Source organism: Streptomyces lasalocidi, assembly GCF_005280215.1.
Classification (GTDB): domain Bacteria; phylum Actinomycetota; class Actinomycetes; order Streptomycetales; family Streptomycetaceae; genus Streptomyces; species Streptomyces longwoodensis.
Window position 1 is genome coordinate 1,399,514 of record NZ_SZNQ01000001.1, and the last position, 15,925, is coordinate 1,415,438.

Below are 15,925 nucleotides of genomic sequence, written 5' to 3' on the forward strand. Positions count from 1 at the left end.
GTTGCTGGTGAAATGCAGCAACCTTGCGCCTCGCCGCACGAACGTTGCGTTCCTCGGCGCGCCGCGCGTGTTCGTTGCGCGGGCCCCCGGCGGCGTTGCGCGCCACGGGCCCGCGCGGGGCGGCCGGTTCAGCTCCAGCTGGCGTGCAGCGGCTTGCCCTCGGCGTAGCCGGCCGCGCTCTGGATGCCGACGACCGCCTTGTCGGCGAACTCCTCCAGGGAGGCGGCGCCGGCGTAGGTGCAGGAGGAGCGGACGCCCGCGATGATCGAGTCGATCAGGTCCTCGACGCCCGGGCGGGCCGGGTCGAGGAACATGCGCGAGGTGGAGATGCCCTCCTCGAACAGCGCCTTGCGGGCCCGGTCGTACGCCGACTCCTCCGAGGTCCGGTTGGCCACGGCCCGCGCGGAGGCCATGCCGAAGGACTCCTTGTAGGGGCGTCCGGAGGCGTCGTGCTGGAGGTCGCCCGGCGACTCGTAGGTGCCGGAGAACCAGGAGCCGATCATCACGTTGGACGCGCCCGCCGCGAGGGCCATCGCCACGTCGCGGGGGTGGCGGACACCGCCGTCGGCCCACACGTGCTTGCCGTACTTGCGCGCCTCGGCGGCGCACTCCAGGACCGCGGAGAACTGCGGCCGGCCGACGCCGGTCATCATGCGGGTGGTGCACATGGCGCCGGGGCCCACACCGACCTTGATGATGTCGGCGCCCGCGTCGACCAGGTCCCTGACGCCCTCGGCGGAGACGATGTTGCCCGCCACGATCGGCACCTGGGGGTCGAGCGCGCGCACCAGCCGGACGGCGCTGATCATCGACTCCTGGTGGCCGTGCGCGGTGTCGATGACGAGGGTGTCCACGCCCGCGTCGAGCAGCTGCTTGGCCTTGCCGGCCACGTCGCCGTTGATGCCGACGGCCGCCGCGACGCGCAGCCTGCCGTTCGCGTCGACGGCCGGGGTGTACAGGGTGGCCCGCAGGGCGCCCTTGCGGGTGAGGATGCCGGCCAGCCGCCCGTCGGCGTCGACGGCCGGGGCGTAGCGCCGGTTGGCCGCGTCGAGCCGGTTGAACGCCTCGCGCGGGTCGATGTCCGCGTCGAGCAGCAGCAGGTCCTTGGACATGACCAGCTCGAGCTGCGTGAAGCGGTCGACGCCGGTGAGGTCCCGGTCGGTGACGACACCGACGGGGCGGCCCTCGGCGTCGACGACGACGCCCGCGTTGTGCGCGCGCTTGGGCAGCAGGGACAGCGCGTCGGCGACCGTCTGGTGCGGGGCGAGCACGATCGGGGTGTCGAGGACCAGGTGGCGGCTCTTGACCCAGCCGACGACCTCGGTGACGACGTCGATCGGGATGTCCTGCGGGATCACCACCAGACCGCCGCGCCGGGCCACGGTCTCGGCCATGCGGCGGCCGGCGATGGCGGTCATGTTGGCGACGACCAGCGGGATCGTGGTGCCGGTGCCGTCCGGGGCGGAGAGGTCGACGCCCTGCCGCGATCCGACCGCGGAGCGGCTCGGCACCATGAAGACGTCGTCGTACGTCAGGTCGTACGCGGGCTGGATGTCGTTGAGGAAACGCACGTGCTGCACATCCCAGTCGATCAGAGGTGACCCCCGGACAGGTGTGCCAGGGGGAAAAGAGCACGTACTTCATTCTCCCATGACGTCCGCGCGGTCATACCCGGGCAGAACGTCCAGGCTGGTCAGCGGCCGTTGGGAGGATCCTCCAGGACGGGCGCGTGCGCGGGAGCCGCGGCGGCGGGTCCCCCTGCCACCGCGGCTCCTCGGCGCTGTGCTGCTGTGCTGCTGTGCTGCTGTGGTCAGATGCCGTCCGGGTCGGCCCGGTTCAGCGCGGACCTGGGGGTCGGCCCCGCGGTCATCAGGTAGTCGGCCGCGGAGGTGTCCGTCACCAGGCTGGTGACGAGCCCCGACCGCAGCACCGCGTCGATCGCGGCCGCCTTGCGCTGCCCGCCCGCGATCGCCACCACCTCGGGGATGCGGCGGAGCTGGTCGGCCTTGACCGTGATGCACCGCTCCCCCAGGTCCCGTCCGACGCGCCGCCCCTCGCTGTCGAACAGGTGCGCCGACATCTCCGCGGCGACGCCGAGCGAGGCGTAGTGCGCCCGCTCCTCGTCGCTGAGCATGTCGTGCACCGTGGAGATGCCCGGCTCCCAGGAGCCGATGGAGACACAGGCGACGGTGACCTTGTCGAAGTACTCGAAGGCCCGGGCGAGCCCGGTCTGGTTGCGCAGCGCGGCCGCGGTGGCCGCGTCCGGCAGCAGCATCGGCGCGTAGATGGGGTGCGCGTCGCCGCCGGAGACCTGGGCGGCCCGGCGCACCGCCTCGACCGAGCCGCGCTCGGCGGTCCCGGCGTCGTACACGCCCGTCAGCTGCACCACCGTGCACGGCGGCAGCCGGTCCAGCGCCGCCGCCATGTGGATGGTGGACCGGCCCCAGGCCAGTCCCAGTACGTCCCCCTCGTTCAGGAGTTCGCCGAGCAGGTCGGCGGCCACTTCCCCCAGGTTCTCCGGGTCGGGTGTCTCCTCGGCATCGGCCGGGGACTCGACCACGACGGCGTGCCTGAGGCCGTAGCGGGCGCGGAGCGCGTCGGAGCGCTCGGCGTCCAGCTCGGCCGGCACGCGGATCTCGATGCGCACGAGATCCCGTTCGAGGGCCGTCTCCAGAACGCGGGCCACCTTGAAGCGGCTGACGCCGAACTCCTCGGCGATCTGGATCTTGGACTTCCCCTCGAGGTAGAAGCGGCGGGCCATGGCCGCCGCCTGCACCAGCTCAGCGGGTCCCATCCGCATGGCTGACCGGCCCGCCGACATACCCGACACGGCGATCTCCTCACTGCTGTTCACACTCTGGTGTTCACACTCTGGACTCGCCGTTCATCCTTGCAGATCCGGCGCGGCCGATCAGCCCGGATGGGAGTCGTTCACGTACCTGTGGCTCAGTGGTCGCACGCCCAGGACGCTCCGGCGGTCGCGGCCTCGGCCCGGGAGCGCAGCGCACGCACCGCTTCGGCCGGGTCGTCGGCGCCGTAGACCGCGGAGCCGGCGACGAAGACGTCCGCGCCCGCCTCGGCGCAGCGCTCGATCGTCGAGGCCGACACCCCGCCGTCCACCTGGAGCCACAGCTGCAGGCCGTGCTTGCCGATCAGCTCACGGGTGCGGCGGATCTTGGGGAGCATGATGTCGAGGAAGGCCTGGCCGCCGAAGCCCGGTTCGACCGTCATGATCAGCAGCATGTCGAGCTCGGGGAGCAGGTCCTCGTACGGCTCGATGGGCGTCGCGGGCTTGAGCGCCATGGAGGCGCGGGCGCCCTTGGCGCGGATCTCGCGGGCCAGGCGCACCGGGGCGGCGGCGGCCTCCACGTGGAAGGTGACCGAGGAGGCGCCCGCCTCGACGTACTGGGGGGCCCACCGGTCGGGGTCCTCGATCATCAGGTGGCAGTCCAGCGGGGTGTCCGTCGCCCGGGCCAGGGACTCCACGACCGGCACGCCGAGGGTGAGGTTGGGGACGAAATGGTTGTCCATCACGTCGACGTGGAGCCAGTCGGCTCCCTCGACCGCCATGGCCTCGTCCGCGAGGCGGGCGAAGTCGGCGGACAGGATGCTGGGGTTGATCTGCGCGGCCATGTCCCAAGCCTGCCATGTCGCTGCGCTTGGCTGGGGCGGTGGGGGTGCGTGGGGTGGGGGTGCGTTGTCGGGTGCGGGTGGGTGGGGGCGGGGGTTGTTGCGCAGTTCCCCGCGCCCCTGGGGGGGGGGGGGCGGGAGTGCGTTGTTGGGTGCCGGTGCGTGGGGGTTGTTGCGCAGTTCCCCGCGCCCCTTTTGTGCGTGGGTCAGGCTGTGCGGCGGATCAAGGCCAGGTACATCGCGTCCGTGCCGTGGAGGTGGGGCCAGAGTTGGATGTCGGGGCCCTCGCCCAGGGCCGGTACGTCGGGGAGCAGGGGGCGGGCGTCGAGCAGTTCCGTGTCGGGGAACTGCTTGAGGACGTCCGCCACGACCGCCCGGGTCTCGGCGAGGTGCGGGGAGCACGTGGCGTAGCCGACGACGCCGCCGACCCGTACCGACTCCAGCGCGGTGCGCAGCAGTTCGCGCTGGAGCGGGGCGAAGCCGTCCAGGTCCTCGGGGCGGCGGCGCCACCGTGCCTCCGGGCGGCGGCGCAGCGCGCCCAGGCCGGTGCAGGGGACGTCCATCAGGACGCGGTCGAAGGAGCCGGGCCGCCACGGCGGGCGGGTCCCGTCGGCGGTGATGACCTGGTAGGGCCCGGGGTTGCCGTCGAGCGCCCGCGCCACGAGACCGGCCCGGTGCGGTTGCTTCTCGGAGGCGAGGAGCACCGCGCCCCGCTCCGCGGCGAGCGCGCCGAGCAGCGCGGCCTTGCCGCCGGGTCCGGCGCACCCGTCGAGCCAGAGTGCGTCACGGCCCTCCACGGGCGCGTGCGCGAGGGCGAGCGCCACCAGCTGGCTGCCCTCGTCCTGCACGCCGGCCCGCCCCTCGCGGACGGCCTCGACGGCGCCGGGCTCGCCGCCCTCGGTGAGCCGCACGGCGTAGGGCGACCAGCGTCCCTCCACCGCGGCCTCCTCGCGCAGGAGTTCCTCGGTGGTGGACCGGCCGGGACGGGCGACGAGGGTGACCTCGGGCCGCTCGTTGTCGGCCTCCAGCAGGTCCTCGATGCCGGCGCGTGACCCGCCCAGGGAGTCCCACAGGGCGGAGACGACCCAGCGGGGGTGCGAGTGGACCACGGCGAGGTGATCCTCGGGGTCGTCCTCGTACGGCGGGGCGACCTTCTCGAGCCAGCCGTCGAGGTCGCGCTGGGCCACCTTGCGCAGCACGGCGTTGACGAACTTGGCCCGTCCGTCGCCGAGCACGACCCGGGCCAGCTCGACGGTCGCGGACACCGCCGCGTGCGGCGGGATCCGGGTGCCGAGCAACTGGTGCGCGCCGAGTCCGAGCACGTCCAGCACCGGCGGGTCGACCTCGCGCAGCGGCCGGTCCACGCAGGCGGCGACGATCGCGTCGTACGTCCCCTGCCGCCGCAGCGTGCCGTACACCAGCTCGGTGGCCAGTGCGGCGTCCCGTCCGTCGAAGTCGCCCTTCTCGCGGGCCTTGCGCAGCAGCGGCGGCAGCACGAGGTTGGCGTACGCGTCCCGCTCGTCCACCGCGCGCAGCGCCTCGAAGGCGAGGATGCGGACGGGGTCCTTCTGGGGGCGGCGGTGGGGCTTGTGCGGACGGCGGGGCTGGTCGCTCACGAAAAAGGTGCTCCGGATCGCAGAACGGGCTGTCCGTCCAGCCTACGCGGTGGCTGTCAGGCGCCCAGCCGCTCGTCCTCGGTGATCCGCACGCCCCGCGCCCAGTCGGCGGCGCGCATCGGCTTCTTGCCCTGGGCCTGCACCCACAGCAGCTCCACGGCGTACGAACCGGTGCCCACGAACACGTCGTTCTTGCCGACGGCGAGCTGCCCGGGGGCGAGGTCGGTGCGCTCCGGCACGGGCCGGGCCTGGATCAGCTTGAGGCGCTCGCCGCGGAACGTGGTCCAGGCGCCGGGGGCGGGGGTGCAGCCGCGCACCACCCGGTCGACCCGCAGCGCGGGCGCCGCCCAGTCGACCCGGGCGTCCTCGACGGTGATCTTCGGGGCGAGGGTGACGCCGTCGCCCGGCTGCGGCACGGCCCGCAGGGTGCCGTCCTCGATGCCGTCCATGGTGGCGGCGAGCAGCCCGGCGCCCGCGAAGGCGAGCCGGGTCAGCAGGTCACCGCTGGTGTCCGTGGGGCGGACCTCCTCGGTGAGGGTGCCGTAGACGGGCCCGGAGTCCAGCCCCTCCTCGATGAGGAAGGTGGAGGCGCCGGTGATCTCGTCGCCCGCCATCAGCGCGTGCTGCACGGGCGCGGCCCCGCGCCAGGCGGGCAGCAGCGAGAAGTGCAGGTTGACCCAGCCGTGCACGGGGATGTCCAGCGCCACCTTGGGCAGCAGCGCGCCGTAGGCGACGACGGGGCAGCAGTCGGGGGCGATCTGCCGCAGCCGCTCCAGGAACTCGGGGTCGCGCGGCCGCCCCGGCCTCAGCACCTCGATCCCCGCCTCCTCGGCCCGCTGCGCCACCGGCGAGGCGACCAGCCGGCGCCCCCGCCCGGCCGGTGCGTCGGGCCGCGTCACCACGGCGGCCACCTCGTGCCGCCCGGAGGAGATCAGAGCGTCCAGCGCGGGAACGGCGACCTCGGGGGTACCGGCGAAGACGAGCTTCATGGAAGGACACGGACCTCTCGGACGGAACGAACGACGGGCAATCGACGGGCAACGCACAAGTCTATGGCGGGAGCGGGCCGCCGATGCGCCGCACCAGGGGGCGTACGCATATGCCCATACGCCCCCAGAGCGTGACCAGCGGAGCGCGACCGCGTTGGTCACGTAGGAGTTGACCTTCTCTTCACGCCGGTTCGAGAGGCTTGTTCATGGCCGACCACGCAACCCACGACGCCCAGGCCCGGGCGAGCCTGCACTTGCTGGTGCGGGACATCGAGCGGGTCCGCCGGCAGGTGGACGCACTGCGCACCCTCACCGCCCAGCTGGGCAACGTCTACCGACCCCGCCGCTCCGGCCCCTCCACGGGCTTCGTCGTCTACGGACGCGCCCCCGCCCCCACGGTCCGCCTGGCCCAGGAGCTGCGGGACAGCGTCGAGACCCTGGTCACCGCGGCCGTCGACTTCGACCGCTCGCTCGGCTTCTCGTGGGACGCGGTGGGCTCGGCCCTCGGCGTGACCAAGCAGGCGGTGCACCGGCGCTACGGCGCCCGCCGCGCGGCGGACCGGGCGGCGGCCGACGCGGACCGGGCCACGGAGCCCGCGGCGACCCGCACGGTCAACGTCGGCACCGGCATCGCCCCGGTCCCCACCGTCCCGGCGGCCCGTTCGATGCCGACGCAGCCGACGGCCGGCAGCCCCGCGCTGCGCGACGAGGTGAGACCGACGGCGTTCCCGGGCCCGCGCAACGGCTGACCCGCCCCCGCCTCTCCTCCCCCGCCCTCCCGGCCGCCCCGGGAGGGCAGCCGCATGTCGGGGCCCGTCGGGACCGGCGGGCCGGCGGCGCGGCCCTGTCGGGACCGGCGGCCGGGCGGTGCCCCCGTCACCCGATGTCCGGCGGATCGATCCGCACCCGTACCGCCTCCGCGCCCCCCGCGGCGCCGCCGCTCCCGCCCCGCGCCATCCGCGCGGCCTGCGCGGCCTTCAGCGCCGCCGCGAGCGCGGCCCCCCGTCCCGGTGGCACCCGGACCAGGGCCCGGTCCCAGTGCTCCCCGGGCGGCGGCGCCCCGGTGCGCCGGGGGCTGCCGGCCGGGGTCACCGGCAGCGGCACCGGTCCGAGCACCTCGGCCTCGGCCGGCAGCTCCACGGCGTCGAGGAACGTGATGACCGCGTCCCGGGGTCCCGACACGGCCGCCATCCGCGACACCGGCGGGAAGCCCAGCTCGGCCCGCTCCGCCAGCTCCCGCACCGCGTGCCCGACGGGGTCCCAGCGCACCAGCGCCTGCACCGGCCGCAGCGTCGGCTCGGCCAGCGCCACCACGGTCCCGCCGGCCTCCTGGGGACGCACCAGCGCGGCGGCGGCGATCCAGCGGCGCAGCGCGTCCTCCCCGGCCCGCAGGTCGGGACGGGCGAGCATGGCCCAGCCGTCCAGCAGCAGGGCGGCCGCGTACCCGCCCTCGGCCACCGGCTCGGCCCCGGGGGTGCTGACGACCAGGGCGGGCGCCGCGGGCACCGTGTCCAGCACGTGCTCGCGCCCGGAGGTGCGCACCGGCACGGCCGGGAACGCCCGGCCCATCTCCTCGGCGGTGCGCCGGGCGCCCACCACCTGGGCGCGCAGCCGGACGGAGCCGCACTCCGGGCAACTCCAGTCGGTCTCCGCGCGTCCGCACCAGCCGCAGGCCAGCGCGCCCCCGTCGCGCGCCTCCAGCGGCCCGGAGCAGTGCCGGCAGCGCGCGGCGGCCCGGCACCGGGCGCAGGCGGTGCGCGGGACGTAGCCGCGGCGGGGCACCTGCACCAGCACGGGTCCCTGGCGCAGCGCGTCCCGGACGACCTGCCAGGCGAGGGTGGGCAGCCGGGCGGCGCGGGCGGCCTCGTCGCGCGCGAGGTCCAGGTCGCCGACCGTCCGCACGAGCGGAGCCGCGCGGCGCACCTGCTCGCGGCCCGCGACCAGCGGCCGGGCCCAGCCGCTCTCCACGAGCTGGGCGGCCTCGACCGTGCAGCTCCACCCGCCGAGCAGGAAGCCGCACCCGTCCTGGGCGGCCCGCAGCAGCAGGACGTCGCGGGCGTGCGGCTGGGGGGCGTGCGGCTCGCTGTGGCTGTCGTCGCCGTCGTCCCACAGCGCGACCAGGCCCAGGTCCTGGACCGGCGCGAACATGGCGGCGCGGGTCCCCACCACGGCCCGCACGGACCCGCGGCGCACGGCGAGCCACTCGCGGTAGCGCTTCTCGGGCCCGGCGTCCGCGGTCAGCAGCGCGTGCCGTCCCTCGCCCAGCAGGGCCGTCAGGGCGGCGTCCATGCGCGCGGCGGACCGCCCGTCCGGCACGACGACGAGGGCGCCGCGCCCGGAGGCGAGCGTGGCGGCCACGGCCCGGGCCAGCTCGTCGCTCCACCCGGGTCCCGGCAGGGCGTTCCACACGGCCCGTGGGGAGGCTCCGGTGGCCAGGGCGTCCAGGAAGGCCCCGCCGTGCTCGTAGCGGCTCCAGGAGCCCGGCTGGGGGCGTTGCGGCGGCGGCAGGGGCGCCGGCGAGGGGCGCTGCTCGGCGCGGGCGTTGCGCGGCGGCACGGCGAGCTGGAGGACGTCGGCGAGGCTGCCGGCGTAGCGGTCGGCGACGGCTCGGGCGAGGGCCAGCAGCTCCGGGCCCAGCACCCGCTCGGGCGACACGACCTGGGCGAGCGCGGCGAGCGGCCCGGAGTAGTCGGACTCGGGCAGCCGCTCGATCAGGAAGCCGTCGATCAGCCCGCCGCCCTCGCGCCGCCCCTCGCGCACCCGGCCGCGCCCGGCGCCGAACCGCACCCGCACGCGCACCCCGGGCTGGGCGTCGGCGTCGAGGTCGGCGGGCACCGCGTAGTCGAAGTAGCGGTCGAGGTGCAGGACGCCCTTGTCGACGAGGACCCGGGCGACGGGCAGCCGCTCGGCGAGGGCCGCGCCCCGCCAGGTGCGCGGCTTGGCCCGCGGCTCCCTGGCCTTGCGGACGCTCTCCCGGATGAGCGCGAGCTGCTCGGGCGGCGCCCCCTCGGCACCGCCCTCACCGACCCCGTTCTCGCTGCTCACGCTTGCATTCTTACCAAACGCCACTGACACACCACTGGCACGACGACCGGCGCCCGGGCCCGGAGAGGCCGAAGGCCCGGTTCCCCGAGGGGACACCGGGCCTTCGCCGTCGTACGGGCGGGGCGGACTTACAGGCCCGCCGCCTTGCGCAGCGCGTCCACGCGGTCCGTCTTCTCCCAGGTGAAGTCGGGCAGCTCACGGCCGAAGTGGCCGTACGCGGCGGTCTGGGCGTAGATCGGGCGCAGCAGGTCCAGGTCGCGGATGATCGCGGCCGGGCGCAGGTCGAAGACCTGGTCGATGGCCTGCTCGATCCGGTCGATGTCGACCTTCTCGGTGCCGAAGGTCTCCACGAACAGGCCCACCGGCTCGGCCTTGCCGATCGCGTAGGCCACCTGGACCTCGCAGCGGGAGGCCAGGCCCGCGGCGACCACGTTCTTGGCGACCCAGCGCATCGCGTACGCCGCCGAGCGGTCCACCTTGGACGGGTCCTTGCCGGAGAAGGCGCCGCCGCCGTGGCGGGCCATGCCGCCGTAGGTGTCGATGATGATCTTGCGGCCGGTCAGGCCGGCGTCGCCCATCGGGCCGCCGATCTCGAAGCGGCCGGTGGGGTTGACCAGCAGGCGGTAGCCCTCGGTGTCGAGCTTGATGCCCTCGTCGAGCAGCGCCTTGAGCTCCGGCTCCACAACGAACTCGCGGATGTCGGGGGCGAGCAGCGACTCCAGGTCGATGTCGGAGGCGTGCTGCGAGGAGACCACGACGGTGTCCAGGCGGACCGCCTTGTCGCCGTCGTACTCGATGGTGACCTGCGTCTTGCCGTCCGGGCGCAGGTAGGGGATGGTGCCGTTCTTGCGCACGTCCGACAGGCGCTTGGACAGCCGGTGGGCCAGGAAGATCGGCAGCGGCATCAGGGTCGGCGTCTCGTCCGAGGCGTAGCCGAACATCAGGCCCTGGTCACCGGCGCCCTGGCGGTCCAGCTCGTCCCCCTCGTCCCGACGGGCGGCACCCTCGACCCGGGTCTCGTACGCCGTGTCCACGCCCTGGGCGATGTCCGGGGACTGCGAGCCGATGGAGACCGACACGCCGCAGGAGGCGCCGTCGAAGCCCTTCTTCGAGGAGTCGTAGCCGATCTCGAGGATCCGCTCCCGCACCAGCTGGGGGATCGGCGCGTAGGCCTTCGTGGTGACCTCTCCGGCCACGTGCACCAGGCCGGTCGTGATCAGGGTCTCGACCGCCACCCGGGAGGTGGGGTCCTCGCGCAGCAACGCGTCGAGAATGGTGTCGCTGATCTGGTCAGCGATCTTGTCGGGGTGACCCTCGGTCACGGACTCCGAGGTGAACAGGCGACGGGACACAACGCTCCCTGGGGTTGCAGCGGCTGCTGGCTGATCATTGGTGGACGCGACGGGGGCTGCGCCCGGCGTCGTCCGGGGACAGTTTATCGGTCGAGCCCGGCCGCGGCCCCACCGTCTCGCCTCTCGGGAGCGCTGTGACCTGCGGCACGGGGCATTCTGCCCAATGCCGCACGGCGTGGCCAGGGGCGCCACGCCCGGATCGAGCCGGTCTCCGGCGCTGCTCCGGTCCGGTGACGCGTCACACCAGACGCTCCCGCACCAGGTCCCACACCGTGTCGGCCAGGGCCTCCTTCGGGCCGTGCGGCACGGGCGTCTCGCTGCCGTCGGCGCCCAGCACGACCGCCTCGTTCTCCTCGGCGCCGAAGGTCTTGCGTTCCCCCACCTCGTTGACCACGAGCAGGTCGCAGCCCTTGCGGCGGAGCTTGGTGCGGCCGTTGGCGAGGACGTCGTCGGTCTCGGCGGCGAAGCCGACGATCACCTGTCCGGCCCGGCTCCGTTCGGCGGAGATCTCGGCGAGCACGTCGGGGTTGCGCACCAGCACGACCGGCTCGGGCTCCTGGCCGTCCTTCTTCTTGATCTTCCCGGCCGCGTAGGCGGCGGGCCGGAAATCGGCGACGGCGGCGGCCATCACGACCGCGTCGGCGTCGGCGGCCGCCTTGAGGACCGCCTCGCGCAGCTGGACGGCCGTGCCGACCGGGACGACGTCGACGCCCGCCGGGTCGGGCAGGCCCGTGTTCGCCGCGATCAGGGTGACCCGGGCGCCCCGGGCGGCGGCGGTGCGGGCGAGGGCGTAGCCCTGCTTGCCGGAGGAGCGGTTGCCGAGGAAGCGCACGGGGTCGAGCGGCTCGCGGGTGCCGCCGGCGCTGACGACGACGTGCCGCCCGGCGAGGTCGGGCTCGGTGGCTCCCCGGGCCAGGACCCGGCGGCAGACCTCGAAGATCTCGGCCGGGTCGGGCAGCCGGCCCTTGCCGGTGTCGACGCCGGTGAGACGGCCCACGGCGGGTTCGATGACGACGCTGCCGCGGCGGCGCAGCGTCGCCACGTTCTCCCGGGTGGCCGGGTGCTCCCACATCTCGGTGTGCATGGCGGGCGCGAAGACCACCGGGCAGCGGGCGGTGAGCAGGGTGTTGGTGAGCAGGTCGTTCGCCAGGCCGTGGGCCGCCCGGGCGAGGGTGTCGGCGGTGGCGGGGGCGACCACGACCAGGTCGGCGTGCTGGCCGATCCGGACGTGCGGGACCTCGTGGACGTCCTCCCAGACGTCGGTGGCCACCGGATTGCCGGACAGGGCCGACCAGGTGGCGGCGCCGACGAAGTGCAGGGCGGACGCGGTGGGGACGACCCGGACGTCATGACCGGACTCGGTGAACCTCCTCAGCAGCTCGCAGGCCTTGTAGGCGGCGATGCCACCGCTGACCCCCAGCACGACCTTGGGCTTGTCCACCGTCTCTCCCCTGAATCGGAATGGCTCGACATGATTCGGAACGGCTCGGCAACCGTACGACCCCATGACACACCACAGGCCCGGCAGGAGAACTGCCGGGCCCGTGGAAGAGCCGTTCGCACGATGCTGGTACTACTGCGCCGGACCCTCGATGGCCTCGGACGTGAGCAGGCCCGCGTTGATCTCGCGCAGGGCGATCGAGAGCGGCTTCTCGTGCACGTGGGTGTCCACGAGCGGACCGACGTACTCGAGGAGGCCCTCGCCGAGCTGCGAGTAGTACGCGTTGATCTGGCGGGCCCGCTTGGCCGCGTAGATCACGAGGCTGTACTTCGAGTCGGTGGCCTCGAGCAGCTCGTCGATCGGCGGGTTGATGATGCCCTCGGGCGCGGAGATGGAAGAGGACACGCTCTACCTTCCGATGGATGGGAAAGAAACGAAGAACCAGAACACGGTGGTGATCGCCGGGCCGCTGTCACGCGTGCGTGAGCACAGCACTCCGGTCACACCACATCCATCAAGGCTAGCAGCTCACGCGCCACGTCCTCGACGGAGGTGTTGACCAGCGTCTCGTCGAACTCGGGCTCGGCGGCCAGTTCCACCTTGGCGGCGTCCAGCCGGCGCTCGATGACCTCGGGCCGTTCGGTGCCGCGCCCGGTGAGCCGGCGCACCAGCTCGTCCCAGGAGGGAGGGGCCAGGAACACCAGCTGGGCCTCGGGCATGGAGCCGCGGACCTGCCGGGCGCCCTGGAGGTCGATCTCCAGCAGGACCGGTTCCCCGGACTCCAGCCGCTCCAGCACGGCCGCGCGGGGCGTGCCGTAGCGGTTGCCGGCGAACTCGGCCCACTCCAGCAGCTCGCCGTTGGCGATGAGCTTGTCCATCTCGTCGTCGGAGACGAAGAAGTAGTGCACTCCGTGCTGCTCACCGGGGCGGGGCTTGCGGGTCGTCGCCGACACCGAGAGCCAGACCTCGGGGTGTTCCTTGCGCATATGGGCGACGACCGTGCTCTTGCCGACCCCGGAGGGGCCGGAGAGCACGGTCAGCCGCGGACGTACGTCCGGGGGCTCGGGGGTCGTCCCCCGGGATGTTGCAGCCATGCAGCGATTATTCCAGCAATCCCGGTGTGCCCGGGACTCCCTTCCCGGCGACGGCCGGCGTCAGGAGCCGGTGCTGCCGAACTCACGCTCCAGGGAGGCGATCTGGTTGGAACCGAGGCCGCGCACGCGACGGCTCTCGGAGATGCCGAGTCGCTCCATGATCTGCTTGGCGCGGACCTTGCCCACGCCCGGCAGGGACTCCAGCAGGGCGGAGACCTTCATCTTGCCGATGACGTCGTTCTCCTGACCCTGCTTGATGACCTCGTGCAGGGAGGCGCCGGAGTGCTTGAGTCGATTCTTGACCTCGGCCCGCTCCCGGCGAGCCGCGGCGGCCTTTTCGAGCGCGGCTGCGCGCTGTTCGGGGGTAAGGGGCGGAAGAGCCACGCCTACGTCACCTCGGATGTCGAACTGTCGGATACGGACCGGTGAGGAACCTAGTACGCCCCACACCTGGGGAGCCACGAGCAACACGCCTGCCCGGCCTCCCCCACTTGTACGGAGGGGCTCCACCAGCCGGGGGAGGCGCCCTCACACGTCGGAGACTAGCGGTCAAGTCCGCCGGAGTCAGCGAGAACAGCGGAAAAGTCCTGGTCAGCCTCAGCCGGGACGGACAATTGCGAACATACTGCCCGGGATTTGAGGATGTATCCGGGCTCCGGCCGACACGGAACCCCTCGTCAGAGCATCCGAACGCACGCGCGAGCGGATTCAGGCACCCGCCACCACGTCCCGGATCCCGTCGGCGAACCTGCGGGCGGCGTCACGCAGCGCGACCGGGTCGGGACCCTCGCGCAACACCCCACGGCTCACGTTCGGCACGACGTTGCGCAGCGCCGGCCCGAACACCCGCGGGAGGTCGGCCGCGGTGGCCCCCTGCGCGCCGACGCCGGGGGCGAGGAGCGGACCGTTGACGTCCAGGTCGTACGAGGCGAGGTCACCCACGGTCGCGCCGACCACCGCGCCGAAGGAGCCCAGCGGCCGCTCCCCCGCGTTCTCGGCCGCCAGGTGCGCCAGCATGGTCGCGCCGACGCTGCGGCCGTCCGCGCGCACCGCGTGCTGCACCTCGCCGCCCTCCGGGTTGGAGGTCAGCGCCAGGACGAACAGGCCGGCGCCGCTCTCGCGCGCGAGGGCGACGGCGGGGCCGAGCGAGCCGTAGCCGAGGTAGGGCGACACCGTGAGGGCGTCGGAGAACAGCGGGGCGTCCTTGTGCAGGTAGGCCTCGGCGTACCCGCCCATGGTGGAGCCGATGTCGCCGCGCTTGGCGTCCATCACGACCAGGGTGCCCGCCGCGCGGGCCTCGCGGACCACCGTCTCCAGCACGGCGACGCCACGGGAACCGAAGCGCTCGAAGAACGCGCTCTGCGGCTTCATCACGGCGACCCGGTCGGCCACCGCCTCGACGACCGTGCGGCTGAACCGCTCCAGGCCGGCGACGTCGTCGTTCAGGCCCCACTCCAGGAGCAGGGACGCGTGCGGGTCGATGCCCACGCACAGCGGGCCGCGCTCGTCCATCGCGCGGCGCAGCCGGGCGCCGAAGGGTTCCAGCGCGCTCATCCGGCCGCCCCCGCCCTGCCCACGGTCGTGTCCCCGGTGTCCGTGCCGTTCACGGTGTTCCTCACGTCGGCGCCGACCGCGTCGGCGAGGGTGGCGTACGGGCTCGTGCGCAGGCGTGCGACGAGGCCCTTGTGGATCGCGCGGCCCCAGAAGGGCCCCTGGTAGATGAAGGCGCTGTAGCCCTGGACCAGGGTGGCGCCGGCCAGGATGCGCTGCCAGGCGTCCTCGGCGTCCTCGACGCCGCCGACGCCGACCAGGGTGACGCGGTCGCCCACGCGTGCGTGGAGGCGGCGCAGCACCTCCAGCGAGCGGGCCTTCAGCGGTGCGCCGGACAGGCCGCCGGTCTCCCCGACCAGGTCCGGGCCGGACCGCAGGCCCAGTCCCTCGCGCGCGATGGTGGTGTTGGTGGCGATGATCCCGTCCAGGCCCAGCTCCACGGCGAGATCGGCGACCGCGTCGACGTCGGCGTCGGCCAGGTCGGGCGCGATCTTCACCAGGAGCGGCACGCGGCGCGCGGGGGCCGCGCGGTCGGCGGCCTCGCGCACGGCGGTCAGCAGCGGGCGCAGCGCCTCGGTGGCCTGGAGGTTGCGCAGCCCGGGCGTGTTGGGCGAGGAGACGTTGACGACCAGGTAGTCGGCGTGGGGCGCGAGCCGCTCGGCCGACTTCACGTAGTCGGCGACGGCGTCCGCCTCCGGGACGGCCTTGGTCTTGCCGATGTTGACGCCGACGACCGTGCGGAAGACGGGCTCGCGGGAGGCCAGGCGGGCGGCGACGGCCAGCGAGCCGTCGTTGTTGAAGCCCATGCGGTTGATCAGCGCCCGGTCGGCGACCAGGCGGAACAGCCGCTTCTTCGGGTTGCCGGGCTGGGCCTCGCCGGTGACGGTGCCGATCTCGACGTGGTCGAAGCCGAGCATCGCCATCCCGTCGATCGCGACGGCGTTCTTGTCGAAGCCGGCGGCGAGCCCGAACGGGCTGTGCAGCCGCAGGCCGAACGCCTCGGTGCGCAGCTCCTTCGCGCGGGGCGCGAGGAAGGCCGCGGCGAACGTGCGCAGCACGGGGACGCGGGCGACGAGGCGGATCCAGCGGACGGCCAGGTGGTGCGCCCGCTCCGGGTCCATCCGCCGGAAGACCAGGCGGAAGAAGAGGTCGTACATCTCGGGTGGGTCCTCGGGGTCCTCAGACGGAGGGGGACACCGTTTCCGGT

The 15,925-nt window shown here is 73.9% G+C and carries 14 protein-coding genes; 1 reads left to right on the forward strand and 13 read right to left on the reverse strand.

Annotation, left to right across the window (positions count from 1 at the left end):
* Positions 1 to 128: 128 nt before the first annotated feature.
* From E4U91_RS06145 to fmt, 5 genes are all read right to left on the reverse strand, one after another.
* Positions 129 to 1,580: a GuaB1 family IMP dehydrogenase-related protein gene (locus tag E4U91_RS06145; RefSeq protein ID WP_137305891.1), complete on the reverse strand. Its 1,452-nt coding sequence runs from the start codon at positions 1,578 to 1,580 to the stop codon at positions 129 to 131.
* Positions 1,581 to 1,810: 230 nt separating this feature from the next.
* A complete protein-coding gene (locus tag E4U91_RS06150) occupies positions 1,811 to 2,854 on the reverse strand; it encodes a sugar-binding transcriptional regulator (protein ID WP_137305892.1) in 1,044 nt (347 codons plus the stop codon).
* Positions 2,855 to 2,946: 92 nt separating this feature from the next.
* On the reverse strand, positions 2,947 to 3,633 hold the full coding sequence (rpe, locus tag E4U91_RS06155; RefSeq protein ID WP_137305893.1) for a ribulose-phosphate 3-epimerase: 687 nt from the start codon (positions 3,631 to 3,633) through the stop codon (positions 2,947 to 2,949).
* Positions 3,634 to 3,836: 203 nt separating this feature from the next.
* A complete protein-coding gene (locus E4U91_RS06160) occupies positions 3,837 to 5,246 on the reverse strand; it encodes an RsmB/NOP family class I SAM-dependent RNA methyltransferase (RefSeq protein WP_137305894.1) in 1,410 nt (469 codons plus the stop codon).
* 56 nt (positions 5,247 to 5,302) lie between these two features.
* Positions 5,303 to 6,235 (reverse strand): methionyl-tRNA formyltransferase, encoded by a 933-nt coding sequence (fmt, locus tag E4U91_RS06165; protein ID WP_137305895.1) that lies wholly within the window; start codon positions 6,233 to 6,235, stop codon positions 5,303 to 5,305.
* A gap of 206 nt (positions 6,236 to 6,441) precedes the next feature.
* On the opposite strand from fmt, the gene E4U91_RS06170 reads away from it, so the two are divergent.
* A complete protein-coding gene (locus E4U91_RS06170) occupies positions 6,442 to 6,984 on the forward strand; it encodes a hypothetical protein (RefSeq protein ID WP_137305896.1) in 543 nt (180 codons plus the stop codon).
* 127 nt (positions 6,985 to 7,111) lie between these two features.
* Here the strand turns inward: E4U91_RS06170 and E4U91_RS06175 are convergent, their stop codons facing one another.
* The 8 genes from E4U91_RS06175 to E4U91_RS06210 form a co-directional block, all read right to left on the reverse strand.
* Positions 7,112 to 9,280 carry a primosomal protein N' gene (locus E4U91_RS06175; protein ID WP_137305897.1) on the reverse strand — a complete coding sequence of 723 codons (2,169 nt, stop codon included), beginning with the start codon at positions 9,278 to 9,280 and terminating at the stop codon, positions 7,112 to 7,114.
* A 128-nt stretch (positions 9,281 to 9,408) separates the two neighbouring features.
* Entirely contained in the window at positions 9,409 to 10,632 is a 1,224-nt protein-coding gene (metK, locus tag E4U91_RS06180; RefSeq protein ID WP_137305898.1) for a methionine adenosyltransferase, read from the reverse strand.
* Positions 10,633 to 10,870: 238 nt separating this feature from the next.
* Positions 10,871 to 12,073 carry a bifunctional phosphopantothenoylcysteine decarboxylase/phosphopantothenate--cysteine ligase CoaBC gene (gene coaBC / locus E4U91_RS06185; protein WP_137305899.1) on the reverse strand — a complete coding sequence of 401 codons (1,203 nt, stop codon included), beginning with the start codon at positions 12,071 to 12,073 and terminating at the stop codon, positions 10,871 to 10,873.
* Positions 12,074 to 12,205: 132 nt separating this feature from the next.
* Positions 12,206 to 12,478 carry a DNA-directed RNA polymerase subunit omega gene (gene rpoZ, locus E4U91_RS06190; protein WP_003977348.1) on the reverse strand — a complete coding sequence of 91 codons (273 nt, stop codon included), beginning with the start codon at positions 12,476 to 12,478 and terminating at the stop codon, positions 12,206 to 12,208.
* A 95-nt stretch (positions 12,479 to 12,573) separates the two neighbouring features.
* Positions 12,574 to 13,167 carry a guanylate kinase gene (gene gmk / locus E4U91_RS06195; RefSeq protein WP_137305900.1) on the reverse strand — a complete coding sequence of 198 codons (594 nt, stop codon included), beginning with the start codon at positions 13,165 to 13,167 and terminating at the stop codon, positions 12,574 to 12,576.
* A gap of 60 nt (positions 13,168 to 13,227) precedes the next feature.
* Positions 13,228 to 13,551, reverse strand: a complete 324-nt coding sequence (locus tag E4U91_RS06200; RefSeq protein WP_003977346.1) for an integration host factor — start codon at positions 13,549 to 13,551, stop codon at positions 13,228 to 13,230.
* A gap of 324 nt (positions 13,552 to 13,875) precedes the next feature.
* Positions 13,876 to 14,721, reverse strand: coding sequence for an orotidine-5'-phosphate decarboxylase (gene pyrF, locus E4U91_RS06205; RefSeq protein WP_168218072.1), 846 nt, complete (start codon positions 14,719 to 14,721; stop codon positions 13,876 to 13,878).
* The gene (locus tag E4U91_RS06210; RefSeq protein ID WP_137305901.1) at positions 14,718 to 15,875 is read right to left on the reverse strand and encodes a quinone-dependent dihydroorotate dehydrogenase; all 1,158 of its coding nucleotides are present in this window, start codon (positions 15,873 to 15,875) and stop codon (positions 14,718 to 14,720) included. The genes pyrF and E4U91_RS06210 overlap by 4 nt, the downstream gene beginning before the upstream one ends.
* Positions 15,876 to 15,925: the final 50 nt, after the last annotated feature.

What these genes read in the sequence shown, in the direction of transcription:
- rpe (WP_137305893.1), bottom strand. Translation starts at nt 3,633, where the DNA reads ATGGCCGCGCAGATCAACCCCAGCATCCTGTCCGCCGACTTCGCCCGC.
- gmk (WP_137305900.1), bottom strand. Translation starts at nt 13,167, where the DNA reads ATGGCTGCAACATCCCGGGGGACGACCCCCGAGCCCCCGGACGTACGT.
- E4U91_RS06210 (WP_137305901.1), bottom strand. Translation starts at nt 15,875, where the DNA reads ATGTACGACCTCTTCTTCCGCCTGGTCTTCCGGCGGATGGACCCGGAG.
- fmt (WP_137305895.1), bottom strand. Translation starts at nt 6,235, where the DNA reads ATGAAGCTCGTCTTCGCCGGTACCCCCGAGGTCGCCGTTCCCGCGCTG.
- E4U91_RS06170 (WP_137305896.1), top strand. Translation starts at nt 6,442, where the DNA reads ATGGCCGACCACGCAACCCACGACGCCCAGGCCCGGGCGAGCCTGCAC.
- pyrF (WP_168218072.1), bottom strand. Translation starts at nt 14,721, where the DNA reads ATGAGCGCGCTGGAACCCTTCGGCGCCCGGCTGCGCCGCGCGATGGAC.